Annotated in this window: 10 protein-coding genes; 6 read left to right on the forward strand and 4 right to left on the reverse strand. The window is 66.9% G+C overall.

Translation table 11 applies throughout. The features are described 5' to 3' along the window. Position 1: 1 nt before the first annotated feature. Entirely contained in the window at positions 2-937 is a 936-nt protein-coding gene (pgsA, locus tag ABD116_RS20110) for a phosphatidylinositol phosphate synthase (protein WP_343972131.1), read from the reverse strand. 412 nt (positions 938-1349) lie between these two features. On the opposite strand from pgsA, the gene ABD116_RS20115 reads away from it, so the two are divergent. After that, on the forward strand, positions 1350-2120 hold the full coding sequence (locus tag ABD116_RS20115) for a hypothetical protein (protein WP_343972135.1): 771 nt from the start codon (positions 1350-1352) through the stop codon (positions 2118-2120). On the opposite strand, the gene ABD116_RS20120 is transcribed toward ABD116_RS20115, so the two are convergent. Continuing rightward, the gene (locus ABD116_RS20120; protein ID WP_343972138.1) at positions 2097-3539 is read right to left on the reverse strand and encodes a hypothetical protein; all 1443 of its coding nucleotides are present in this window, start codon (positions 3537-3539) and stop codon (positions 2097-2099) included. The genes ABD116_RS20115 and ABD116_RS20120 overlap by 24 nt on opposite strands. A 33-nt stretch (positions 3540-3572) precedes the next feature. Between ABD116_RS20120 and ABD116_RS20125 the strand changes: the two genes are divergently transcribed. Beyond that, complete coding sequence (locus tag ABD116_RS20125; protein WP_343972141.1) at positions 3573-4901, forward strand: tetratricopeptide repeat protein; 1329 nt, start codon at positions 3573-3575, stop codon at positions 4899-4901. Between the two features lie 5 nt (positions 4902-4906). Beyond that, the gene (locus ABD116_RS20130; RefSeq protein ID WP_343972144.1) at positions 4907-6799 is read left to right on the forward strand and encodes a hypothetical protein; all 1893 of its coding nucleotides are present in this window, start codon (positions 4907-4909) and stop codon (positions 6797-6799) included. Here the strand turns inward: ABD116_RS20130 and ABD116_RS20135 are convergent. Next, on the reverse strand, positions 6755-7333 hold the full coding sequence (locus ABD116_RS20135) for an HIT family protein (RefSeq protein WP_343972147.1): 579 nt from the start codon (positions 7331-7333) through the stop codon (positions 6755-6757). The genes ABD116_RS20130 and ABD116_RS20135 overlap by 45 nt on opposite strands. Next, complete coding sequence (gene thrS / locus ABD116_RS20140; protein ID WP_343972152.1) at positions 7330-9354, reverse strand: threonine--tRNA ligase; 2025 nt, start codon at positions 9352-9354, stop codon at positions 7330-7332. The genes ABD116_RS20135 and thrS overlap by 4 nt, the downstream gene beginning before the upstream one ends. Positions 9355-9571: 217 nt before the next feature. Between thrS and ABD116_RS20145 the strand changes: the two genes are divergently transcribed. The 3 genes from ABD116_RS20145 to ABD116_RS20155 are packed head-to-tail and all read left to right on the forward strand — an operon-like array spanning position 9572 to position 11933. Continuing rightward, positions 9572-10486 carry an ATP-binding cassette domain-containing protein gene (locus ABD116_RS20145; RefSeq protein WP_343972155.1) on the forward strand — a complete coding sequence of 305 codons (915 nt, stop codon included), beginning with the start codon at positions 9572-9574 and terminating at the stop codon, positions 10484-10486. Further along, complete coding sequence (locus tag ABD116_RS20150) at positions 10483-11127, forward strand: DedA family protein (RefSeq protein ID WP_343972158.1); 645 nt, start codon at positions 10483-10485, stop codon at positions 11125-11127. The genes ABD116_RS20145 and ABD116_RS20150 overlap by 4 nt, the downstream gene beginning before the upstream one ends. Beyond that, a complete protein-coding gene (locus tag ABD116_RS20155; protein WP_343972161.1) occupies positions 11124-11933 on the forward strand; it encodes an ABC transporter permease in 810 nt (269 codons plus the stop codon). The genes ABD116_RS20150 and ABD116_RS20155 overlap by 4 nt, the downstream gene beginning before the upstream one ends. Positions 11934-12060 lie beyond the last annotated feature (127 nt).

The following is a 12060-nucleotide window of genomic DNA, read 5'->3' on the forward strand; positions in this document are numbered from 1 at the left end:
GTCAGGAGGAGGCGGGCGGCGTGCCGGCCCCGGGGCCGGTGGTGCCGCTGGCCGCTCCGCCGGTGGTTCCACCGGCCGTTCCACTGTCCGGCGCGCCAAGGCCGAGGTCGCTCGGCGCCACGCCCTCGGTACCCGCCGAACTCGTCGCCGAGCCGGCGCCAGCGGGCGCGGTGCTCCCGCCACCGGTGCTCTCCGCTCCAGCGGCACCGCCCGGCGCAGCACCCGCGGTGCTGCCCGACCCGGTTGCGGTTGACGTAGTACCGGCGGCGCTGGGCGCTCCGGCCGGGGGCGGCGTAGTACCGGGCGGGGTGCCGAGGGCGGCGTTGGCTGGGTCTGAGAGGACCTGTTTGCGGACCGAGAGGGTGCGCTGGACGACTGTGATGGTGCTGGCGACGGCCAGGGCGCAGAGGACGATCTTGAGCAGGATCGGGAGGTTCAGGACATCGGAGAAGAAGCCGATGACGAGCACCGAGACCAGCCGGTCCGAGCGCTCCGCCAGGCCGCCGCTGGCGTGCAGGCCGAGACTTTCGGCCTTCGCCCGCGCGTACGACGTGGTCGCGCCCATCACCAGCGCCCAGAGCGTCACGCCCGCCATCCACGGGGTGTGCCCGTGGCTGCCCGCGTAGTACAGCACCAGTCCGCCGAAGATGGCGCCGTCGCCGAGCCGGTCCAGCGTGGAGTCCAGGTAGGAACCCCACTTCGACGACGTCCCCGAGGTGCGGGCCATGTAGCCGTCGATCAGGTCGGAGAAGACGAAACAGGTGACGACGACCACACCCAGCCAGATCTGGCCGCGCGGGAAGAAGATCAGCGCACCGGCGCAGACGCCGATGGTGCCGACCAGCGTGACGGCATCGGCGCTCACGCCGAGCCTGAGCAGGAGGTTGGCGATCGGTGAGATCACCTTGGTCCAGAACTGCCGGAATCTGTTAAGCATGGCGACGCGATCGTAGACCAGTCCCGCCCTCGGCTGGTGAAGCGCCACCCCGGACGACTATCGCCACCCCCACTCCCAGGCGCACCATGGGCTCACGCCCACCCCGACGGGAGGCCCGATGACCGACCCCCGGCTCCCTGCCGCGCGCCCCCGCGCCGGTAGCCGGACGCCCACCAGACACCAAACCCCGGCGGCCCTCCCCGAGTACCGCTGGTCGCGGCCGGGCGGTTGGGGTGGGTGGCTTCGGCGGGTGGTGGTGGGGTGGGCGGTGTTGGGGCTGGTGGTGGGGTGTTCGGTGGCTCGGCGGGCTAATGAGGGGGCGCCGCCGGTTCCGGGGGTGCCTGTGGTGGTGCCTACTGCTATTGCGCCGCCTCAGGCGGAGGGGTTGGACGGGACCTCCGGGGAGGCGGGGGTGAATGTCTGTACTGCGGTCGCCTGGCCGTTGAGCAAGGAACTCAGGGTGACGGTCACCGCCAAGCCGTTTTCGTGGAATGACGGTGGGTTGCCGGCGCTCGACCTGTGCACGTTGCTGCTGGACGGGCGTGCGGTGACCGTCGGGGTCACCGCATTGCCGAAGCAGCCGGACTCGGTTGATCGGCTGGCGGCCGGGTCCGGGACGTTGGAGTTGCTTCCGGAGCTTGGGCCGGACGCGCGGATCAGCCCGTCGCGAGTCGTCTTCCCGGTGGATGACCGGGCGGTCAGGGTGCTCTCGACCGGCGGGATCGATCGGTATCCGACCGGCATCGACCGCGTGAAGGCGATCGCGATCAGCCGGGCGGTGCGCGACGTAGTACCGAGATTGCTTCGTACTGCGCGGCAGACCGACTCAGCGTGTCAGCTGTCAACGCCGGAGGCCGAGAAGTTCATCGGCACGCTGGTGCAGCTCCGGCGCGACTACCGGGTGAACGGCGCGCTGACCTGCATCTGGGGCAGCTTCGACGCGACCGTCTCGATCGTCGAGTCCTTCCACGCCGACACGATCCCGGAAGCGGTCCGCACCCCACCGCCCCGCTTCGCACCGATCGGCAAACCCGGCTACTACCTCCCCGACCAGGGCGAACTCGTCTTCCGCCAAGGCCGCCGAGTCGTCCGAGTCAGCGGCCTCACCAACCCATCCCGAGAAGTCCCCCTAGACGCCCTCCTCGGCGTGGTCGGCCCACTACTCCCGCTGTTTATCAAGTAAACGAGCGATTTCCGCATTTGACGAATCGATGGCCAGCACTCTCTCAATAGCTGCCGCGGCACCCTGCTCATCGCCGACCGCAAGCCTGTGACGCGCGTACGCCACAAGCGTCATCACCTTTTTCATCTCCCCGGGCTGCAAGTCGACCGGACTCGGCTCAGATGTTCCTGCAGCCTCCAATTGTTCGCCTCTTTGGGTCTCATGAACCGGCCTGGCAATACGGCCGGCATGGATTCCGTTGAAGAAGATAATCGCACCGAAGTACGCGGCCCAGTCCCGGCCCGTCGACAGGTAGTGGACTATTTCTCCGTCCTCGTCGTACCCCATGCCGATCCACAGCGACGAGACCCACAGGTCCTCTTCGACAACAGGGGAATTCAGCGCGGCGCAGGCCGAGACGAACCGGGCCCGGGAACGCGCCTGGTCCGCATCAGGTGGAAAAAGAATTATGGTCTTGGTCAGCAACGACCAGGAGTGGAGTTGCTCGATCTCCCACTTCAGGCCCTCGGTCGAGCCGGCAACTATATAGATCGACCGGGCGCGATTCGCGGCCAGGCTTACTTCGGCCTGCCAATTCTCATGAGGATAGTAGGTACGCGCCGCGCCCAGGTCCGGCAGTTGTTCGCCGGGCCGGCCAAGTGCCATCAGGTTCCCATTATTCACGAGCATGACGGCAATGTTCTCCTCGAAGCGGGCCCGCATACCTGGAAAGACCGGCCGCGCCAGACCTATGTTTCCGAGCAGCGAACGAATGGTAATCCGGTCGTCGGTGAACGACCGCAAGAACAGCAAACCGTCCGCCGCTGACCTGGTTCCTGACGGCGAACCACGACGTCGCCTACTGGCGCGCTCCGTCCAGGCAGCCGGCCGGTGGGCAACCGACAAGAGAAGGGCCGAGGCCAAGATGAGCGCCACACCTTTGACCGCCGCCCCGCCATTTACGGCGGCAGCGCCGGTTGCCGCAACCCAGATACCGCTCGCCGTGAGGCCGACTTTTGACCCTGTCGCCACTGCCAGGGCGAACCACTTTGAATGGCTCCGGATGTTCTCGCCCATGGTCAGACCCAGCCAGTCGAAGAGCGCCACATCAAAGGCACCGAACAGTGCGACAAGTAGGGCTACGCCGAGGCAGGTCACCCACAGGGGTGGGTGGAACACCTGGTGGAGACCCCACCCCAACAGCACATAGATCAGTGGGCCAATCACCGCCTGGCTGAGTTTTCTGCGCATCGAGTGGAGCGGCGGCGTGAGGTCACGCACCCGATAGCCGGCATCCTCGAGCCGGATCAGGTGAAAAACAAACGAATGTGTTCGGCCGATGAACGCCAGATGCTCGCGTGATCCGGTGTCTCGTAGGATGCCCGCCAGCCAGATTCCGAGATAAATCGAGATGAGCACAAGCACTCCCAGAAAATCCACACCGATTCCCCATCGCTCGTAGCGTCGTAGTGCTTGACCATCACGGATCGAGGACTAGACTCCACGATCATCCAGCGCCAGTCCAGACGTGAGGTACTTGTGGGGGTTCTTGGTCGCGGCAAGGCTGCATGGCATGCCGGTAAAGGAAACAACGCACTCGCCCGGGAGCAGTTCGACCGAGCTCTTGAGCATTATCGGCTCGCCATCGCTCTGGCGCAGGCACACGGTTCTGTCGCAGAGGCATGTATATACCGTGCTCTCTTGGCGGGAGCGCTGCATGAATCCGGTGATGATGATTCGGCGGTCGCCGGATATGAGCTGATGATCACTGCCTGTGAATCCGTCACTCCGATCATGTTGAGCGGACAGGCGGTAACCGGCCCCAGCTTGAAGAACGAGGCGCTCGAGGAACTGATCGACCTTGCGGAAGAACGCGGCGACAAGCCGGCCGTCGTGTCCGGACTCAGACGTCTACGGGCCAACGCGGTTCTGCTCGATCGCAGTGAGGCAGCGCGGGCCGCCTCCCGGCTGGGCGATGCCCTGCGTGATCAGGGCGACTACGAGGCGGCCAACCGCAGCTATCAAACAGCGGCCGAGGAGTATCAGAACCTCTCGGACGTCCAGATGCAGGGCGTTGTGGCCCGGTGCTGGGGTCGATCACTCGAACTGATCGGCGATCTGTTCAGTGCGCTGGACACGTACCAGGCGGCGACGGAGTACTTCGAACGCACCGGCGACAAGGCCGAGCAGGGACTGGCGCACGTGCTCCTCGGCGAGTTGCGTCTCCGGATGGACGACCACGACGGCGCCTACAGCGACATCAACGTGGCCAAGCAGTACTTCGAGGCGGCCGGTGACCTGGAGTCCGCTGCCAGAGCGGCGTCGCTAGTGTCCATGTTCACCACCGATGGCACCTCAATGATCGTCCGGCTGATCGATCGCTGCAGCTCGGCGCTCCGCACGGCAATCTCCGATGCGAAGCGAGAGGCCGTAACACTCGGAGCAACGGAGCTTCGTCCCGAACACTTGCTGGTCGGGGTCCTGGACAACGCCGGTGACCCCCTTCTGGCCGCCCTCGAACGCGCCGCTGTCGATCCCGTGACGCTACGCGCGGAGGCTGCCGCGGCGATGGTCCCTGAAGGCACCACGCGACTCGAGTCACTACCCTTCGGCACCGCTGCACGACACGCAGTCCACGCGGCCCGGGAAGAGGCTGACGAGCAGTCGGTCATCCACATCACGACTCTGCACGTGTTTCTCGCCCTGACCAAGCAGCCCTCCCCTGCCCTGGAGCCAATCCTCTCCGCCCACGGCCTAACCTACGAATCCCTGAAGAGACCATGCGCCCGCCACGGAGACTGACGGCGGTGGCAGCGATGACGGCCGCCCTCGCGTTCTGCACACCATTGGTTGCGTTGGCGGCGACGTCTGCCAATGACTATGCCGCCACCCGGGCGGTCCTGCTCGCCTGGTCACCGCCCAGCAGTAACGGATCGTCCTGGGCAGTCCGTGATCGGCGAGCGGCGCCGCTCGACGAGAAGGCCAAGGGTTGTCGCTCACAGTTGGTCGCCCGATGGACGAATAAGCCAAACCAGCAGTTGGCGGTGATCTGGGACTGGTGCCGGCGGGAGGGCGACGCGGTCACCAACGTCTCGCTGGTGGAGGCCACGGCAGGCGTGGCGCCTGCGCATGTCCTTGTGCACGGAGCTGATCGTGCACACCGCAACGCCAACGGATCATTGCGACGCACCTGGGCCGAGGGTCGCTCTGTGTACAACATCATCATCACCTGCCAAGGCGTTGTGCAGTGCGAGGCGGCCAGCGCCGAGATGGTCAGTGATCTCAGCAGCAAGGTGCCCGGCGAAGTAGCCGACCCAGCAGGGAGCTCCGCGATCTTCGGCCTTCTCTTCGGCGGGCCTGTTGCAGCCTGGCTCGTGTGGCTCGGCCCCGTCAGGCTGGGCAGCCGGCTGCACGAGGAATCGTTCGTCTCCAGCTCGGCGCCACCGCGCTACATCGATGTCGGCGGGGTGGTGCGGAGAGCCCGGCGCAGGCGGTTCGTCCGGACCGTGCTCGGATCCGTTGCCGGATTCTGTGCTCTGGTCGTCGTCGCACAGGGGACCTCGCAGCAGTGGACTGCCGCCGGGCTCTGGTTGGTCGCCGCTGCAACGTTGTTCCTGATCAGGAGACGCCTTCCCAAGGTGCCGCTCAATCGGGTCACCTCGCAGCAGCGAGCGGCGCGTGGCGTCACCAGGCGCCTCATCGGCTCCAGTCTGCGGACCGTGGCCTGGCTCGCGTTCACCGCCACCGTCGCGGCGTATCTGGTTCTGATGGCAGCAGTGCTTGCCGTCCGGACGGGTCTACACACTATCGAGAGTGTGGCTGCCCGTGCTTGGGCGGACGGCAGCTTGTCTGCGATCGACAGGTTCCGGATGGGGCTCATGCTGGCAGCGGATCTGATCGCGGACGAACCGCGGATCTCGCTGGTCCTGTTCGCCGGTGCGGTCCTGGCGGCCTACGGGATCGACCGGCTTTCCCAGCGGCTCGCCGCGGTGAGTGCGCGGCAGATCCTGGCTGCCGACAAGAGGCCGCATCTGCTCTATCTGCGGAGTTTCGACGAAGACTCACTGAAACTGCGAGCGACGTACTCCCGGCGTGGGATCCTCAATCGGCTGGCGATTCGGCGGACGCGTCGGTTCGAGGAGATCCTGGTCGGATATCTCAGTGCCTTCGGACCGGTGATCGCGGTGGCTCCACCCGGAACCCGGCTGCAACCGATCGGAGCCGCGCGAGCCAGCTTCGACTCCGATGCGTGGAAAGCATCGGTTGCCGATTGGTCTGACGACGCCTTGGCCGTGGTCATCTCCGCGACGCCGGGCGAAGTGAGGCCGGGGTACCGATGGGAGCTTGACTACATCGCGAACGGACTTCACCACAGCCGGATCATCGCTGTCCTGGGACCGTGGCGCTCAGGCGAGCTTCGTCGGCGGTGGGCCTGTTTTCTGGACAGTACGGTCGGCTCGGAGCTCTTCCTGCCGTTGCGCTGGGGATGGGTTCAGCCCGGTGGACTGATGCTGACACACAGCGACACCGGCTGGACGGCGTACGGTGCTCGCCGACGATGGGACTGGTCGTACGCGATGGCTTTCGATGCCGCGCTGGTGGCACTGCACCAGTCCTGGCTGGCCGAGTGGGCCGGACAGCGGAGAGAGCGGGCCTCAGATACTCGGCCAGGACTTCGCGAGGAGGGCTCGGGTCTCTGACAGTAGTTGGGGGAGGACCTTCGTCTGGGCGATCACCGGCATGAAGTTCGCGTCGCCACCCCACCGCGGCACCACGTGCTGATGCAGGTGAGCCGCGATCCCCGCCCCCGCGATCTCGCCTTGGTTCATCCCGATGTTGAACCCATGCGCCGCCGACACGATCCGCACCGCCTGCATCGCCTGCTGCGTCAACGTCGCCACGTCCGACACCTCGTCGGGCGTCAGCTCGGTGTAGTCCGCGACATGCCGATACGGCACCACCATCAGATGCCCCGGGTTGTACGGATACAGATTCAGCACCGCGTACGCCGCCGCCGACCGCCGCACGATCAACCCGTCCACATCAGCCAACGTCGGGATCCGGCAGAACGGGCAGCCCTGCCCCGCCTCACCCGTCGTCGGCTTGTTCTCCCCGGCGATGTAAGCCATCCGGTGCGGAGTCCACAACCGCAGGAACGGATCCGGCGTACCGACCCCGTCCTGCTCCTCCACACCCTCCAGCTCGTACGGCGTATCGCCGGGGAGATCGGTCATACCTGAACGCGCTTCTTGACTGCCTCGACGATCTCGGCGACCGCGTCGGCGATCGGGATGCCGTTCTTCTGGGAGCCGTCGCGGTAGCGGAAGGAGACCGAGCCGGCCGCCATGTCCTCGTCGCCGGCGATCAGCATGTACGGGACCTTGGCCTTCTGGGCGTTGCGGATCTTCTTCTGCATCCGGTCGTCGGAGTGGTCGACCTCGATCCGGATCCCCTCGGCCTTGAGCTGTTCGGCGATCTCGTACAGGTAGTCGACGTGGCCGTCGGTGATCGGGATGCCGATCACCTGGACCGGCGCGAGCCACGGCGGGAAGACGCCGGCGTAGTGCTCGGTCAGCACGGCGACGAACCGCTCGATCGAGCCGAACAGCGCGCGGTGGATCATCACCGGCCGTTGCCGGGAGCCGTCGGGCGCCGTGTACTCCAGCTCGAACCGCTCCGGCAGGTTGAAGTCCAGCTGGATCGTCGACATCTGCCAGGTCCGGCCGATCGCGTCCCGCGCCTGGACGGAGATCTTCGGTCCGTAGAACGCGGCGCCGCCCGGATCCGGGACCAGCTCCAGCCCGGAGCCCTCCGCGACCTCGCGCAACGTGTTGGTGGCCTCCTCCCAGACCTCGTCCGACCCGACGAACTTCTCCGGGTTCTTGGTCGAGAGCTCCAGGTAGAAGTCGTCCAGGCCGTAGTCGGCGAGCAGCCCGAGCACGAAGGTCAGCAGCCCGCGAAGCTCGTCGCGCATCTGCTCGCGGGTGCAGTAGATGTGCGCGTCGTCCTGGGTGAAGCCGCGGGCCCGGGTCATGCCGTGGATGACGCCCGACTTCTCCAGCCGGTACACGGTGCCGAACTCGAACAGCCGCAGTGGCAGCTCCCGGTACGACCGGCCGCGCGAGTCGAAGATCAGGTTGTGCATCGGACAGTTCATCGGCTTCAGGTAGTAGTCCTGGCCCTGCTTGCGGATCTCGCCGTCCGGCCCGCGCTCCTCGTCGAGGTGCATGGGCGGGTACATGCCGTCGGCGTACCAGTCCAGGTGACCCGAGGTCTGGAACAACTGCGCCTTGGTGATGTGCGGCGTGTAGACGAACTCGTAGCCGTCCTCCACGTGCCGCTGCCGCGAGTAGTCCTCCATCACCTTGCGGAGCACGCCGCCCTTGGGGTGGAAGACAGCCAGACCGGAGCCGATCTCGTCGGGGAAGCTGAACAGGTCCAGCTCGGTGCCCAGCTTGCGGTGGTCGCGCTTGGCGGCCTCCTCGAGATGGTTCAGATAGGCCTTCAGGGCGTCACGGGTGTCCCACGCGGTGCCGTAGATGCGCTGCAGCTGCGGGTTCTTCTCGCTCCCCCGCCAGTACGCCGCGGCCACGCGCATCAGCTTGAAGTTGCCCAAGTACCCAGTGGCCGGAACGTGCGGACCGCGGCACAGGTCCTTCCAGGCGACCGAGTCGTCGCGCCGGATGTTGTCGTAGATCGTCAGCTCGCCGGCGCCGACCTCGACCGAAGCGCCCTCGGCAGCGTCGGCGGAGGCCGAGCCCTTGATCCCGATCAGCTCCAGCTTGTACGGCTCGTCGGCCAGCTCCGCGCGCGCGTCGTCGTCCGAGACCACCCGGCGGCTGAACCGCTGCCGCTCCTTGATGATCTGCTGCATCTTCTTCTCGAGCTTGCCCAGGTCCTCCGGGGTGAACGGAGTCGCCACGTCGAAGTCGTAGTAGAAGCCGTTCTCGACCGGCGGGCCGATGCCCAGCTTGGCGTCCGGGAACAGGTCCTGGACGGCCTGCGCCAGCACGTGCGCGGTCGAGTGCCGGATGATCGCCAGCCCGTCGGGCGACGACGCCAGCACCGGCTCGATCTCGTCGCCGTCGGAGACCACCCGGGCCAGGTCGCGCAGCTCCCCGTTGACCTTGGCGGCGATGGCAGAGCGGTCCTGACCGAAGATCTCGGCGAACAGCTCTCCGACGGTCGTCGTCTCGGTCACACTCCGCTCAGCCTCGCCCTCGACGCCGATCAGATGGACCTTGACTTCCGACACGTTCACTCCTCGAGTACGCCGGTCCGCCGTGCGCGGCCGGTCACATCGCAGATGGTATCGAGTCGCGTCGCCACGCGTTGCGGCCCATCCACAGGGGGACCCGGAACCGCCCGGACCTGACGAAAGTCAGGGGTCGCTGCCTCCCATGGTCCGATGTGCCGGCCCCCTCCGGATTCCTAGGTTCGTAGTGACACCGACGAACCGGGAAGGGCTCCGCGTGATCACCCTCGAAGCACTCAGCAAGCGCTACGGCGAGACCACCGCCGTGGACGCGCTGGACCTGACCATCTCCCCCGGCCGGGTCACCGGCTTCCTCGGCCCGAACGGCGCCGGCAAGTCGACGACGATGCGGATGATCCTCGGCCTCGACACCGCTACCGCGGGCCGCGCGCTGGTCGACGGGCGCCCGTACGCCGATTGGCCCGTCCCGCTCGCCAAGGTCGGAGCCCTGCTCGACGCCAAGGCGCTGCATCCCCGGCGGACGGCTCGCAACCACCTCATCGCGATGGCGCGCAGCAACGGGATCCCGGTCAGCCGGGTCGACGAGGTGCTGACGATCGTCGGGCTGGACGAGGTCGGCCGCAAGCGCGCCGGACAGTTCTCCCTGGGCATGGGCCAGCGACTAGGGATCGCCGGCGCATTGCTCGGGGACCCAGAGGTGCTGATGTTCGACGAGCCCGTGAACGGTCTCGACCCGGACGGCGTCCGCTGGGTACGCCGGTTGATGCGCAGCCTCGCCGCCGAGGGCCGGACCGTCTTCGTGTCCAGCCACCTGATGAGCGAGATGCAGCTGACGGCGGACCAGCTGGTCGTGATCGGTCGCGGCCGGTTGATCGCCGATGCGCCGATTGCCGAGGTCATCGCGGGGTCGTCCCGTACGACGGTGCGCATCCGGATCCCGTCGGCGACCGATCTCGCGGTACTCCGGGATCGGCTGATCGCGGAGGCGGAACAGGTCGAATCGCTACCAGGCCAGCTGATCGTCACCGGCGTACCGGCTGAGCGGGTCGGGGATCTCGCCCACGAGCTCGGAGTACGGCTGCATGAGTTGCATACCGAACGTGCCTCGCTCGAGGAGGCGTACATGGAGCTCACCGCCGACAGCGTCCAGTACGGGGTGGTGGCGGGATGAGCGACTCGATCCTGCACTTCACCCAGGAACTGATGTCGTCGTGGTGGATCTACCTCGCCCTGTTCGGCTTCGCCGCGCTGGACGGCTTCTTCCCCGCGATACCGAGCGAGACCCTCGTCGTCACGGCCGGCGTCTTCGCCGCGACCGGCGGGCCCAACCTGTACGTCGTGATCGCGATGGCAGCGGCCGGCGCCTTCCTCGGCGACCACGTCTCGTACGCGCTCGGCCGAGGTGCGGGAGGTCGGCTGCTGGATCGCTTCGAGCCGGGGACGAAGCGGCACAAGATGACCATGTGGGCGCGCAACGCGCTCGAGGAACGTGGTGGGTTGGTGCTCGTCGTGGCGCGCTATGTGCCCGGCGGCCGGACCGCGGTGACGCTGACGATGGGCGCCGTCCGGTATCCGCTGCGGAACTTCTCGCTCTTCGCTGCGCTGGCGGCGGCGAGCTGGGGGCTGTACTGCTCGCTGGTCGGCTACATCGGCGGCAAGGCGTTCGAGGACAACCCACTCAAGGGGGTCGTGCTCGGGATCGGGCTCGCCCTCGGCGTGACGTTGATCGTCGAGGTCGTCCGGCACAAGCGGCGTACACGTCAACCTCAGGTCGAGGCTGAGCCTGAACTAGTCGAAGCAGGAGAACGATGACAACGGCAACCATCACCGTCCACCGCAGGTCGAGCGGCCTGCGCGGCGCGGTCGCGTCGGAGTGGACGAAACTCTGGACCGTCCGGTCGAGCTGGCTGAACCTCGTCGCCGCGGTCCTGCTGACCGGCTTGCTGGCCTTGCAGTTCGGTTTCTCGACCGCCTACGACAACGAGACCCTCAGGCCGGAGGAGATCCCCGCACGGTTGCCCGAGCTCAGCGCGGTCGGCGGGGTGGCGGTCTCCGCGATGACGATCGTGCAGGTCGTGGTCGCCGCGTTCGCGATGCTGCTGGTGACGTCGGAGTACTCGACCGGCAGTATCCGCTCCACACTGCAGTGGACTCCGGTACGGCGGAACGTAGTACTCGCGAAAGCCATCGTGCTCACCCCCGTGCTGTTCCTGTACGGCCTGCTGCTCGGCCTCGTCGCGTCGATCGTCGGCGGCCTGGCGATGGGCCAATGGGCCGACTGGGACCTGGCCACCCTCGTGGCCGACCTACTCGCGGTAGCGACCTACGCCACCCTCGCCGGCCTCTTCACCGCCGGTATCGCCTTCATCATCAGAAGCACCGCCGGCACCCTCACGGCAGCCTTCCTCTTACTCATCGTCATCCCGATGATGCTCGCGCAAAGCAGCATCCGAGCCCTCGTCTGGCTAGCCGCCCTACTCCCCGGCGGCGCCGGCCAGAACTACCTCTCCGGCTCCACCGACACCCTGACCCCCACCCTCAGCTTCCTGGTCCTGATCGCCTGGGCAGCAGCCGGCCTCCTCGCCGGCACCACAATCCTCAACCGCCGCGACGCCTAACCCCCACCCGGCAAACCCACCACTTCCTGTCCGAGCCCACCACTTCTTGTCCGAGCCCACCACTGGCTGGCTCGCACAGCAAAGCGGCGACCTTGAACAGGAAACCGCGACCTTGAACAGGAAACGG

The sequence above is a fragment of the Kribbella koreensis genome (genome assembly GCF_039525325.1).
GTDB classification, from domain to species: Bacteria; Actinomycetota; Actinomycetes; order Propionibacteriales; family Kribbellaceae; genus Kribbella; species Kribbella koreensis.